The sequence below is a fragment of the Cupriavidus sp. SIMBA_020 genome (assembly GCF_046535395.1).
In the GTDB taxonomy this organism is placed as follows: domain Bacteria; phylum Pseudomonadota; class Gammaproteobacteria; order Burkholderiales; family Burkholderiaceae; genus Cupriavidus; species Cupriavidus campinensis.
Window position 1 is genome coordinate 1 of the sequence record NZ_JAWRWU010000394.1, and the last position, 281, is coordinate 281.

Genomic DNA, 281 nt, shown 5'->3' on the forward strand with positions numbered 1-281 from the left:
GCGGCTCGGTCGTCGGCATCATGGGCGTCATCGCCAACGAGGTGCTGGCCGGCGGCGGCCGCGTGATCGGCGTGATCCCGGAACTGCTGCAGAAAAAGGAACAGGCCCATCGCGGCCTGACCGAGCTGCACCTGGTGCAGAGCATGCACGAGCGCAAGGCCATGATGATGGAGAAGGCCGACGGCTTCATCGCGCTGCCCGGCGGCGCCGGCACGCTCGAGGAACTGTTCGAGGTCTATACGTGGGCGCAGCTCGGCTATCACCGCAAGCCCGTCGCGCTC

The 281-nt window shown here is 67.6% G+C and carries 1 protein-coding gene; it reads left to right on the top strand.

The features are described 5' to 3' along the window. On the top strand, window positions 1-281 hold a 281-nt coding region (locus tag SB751_RS29745), incomplete at both ends, for a TIGR00730 family Rossman fold protein (protein WP_410748990.1).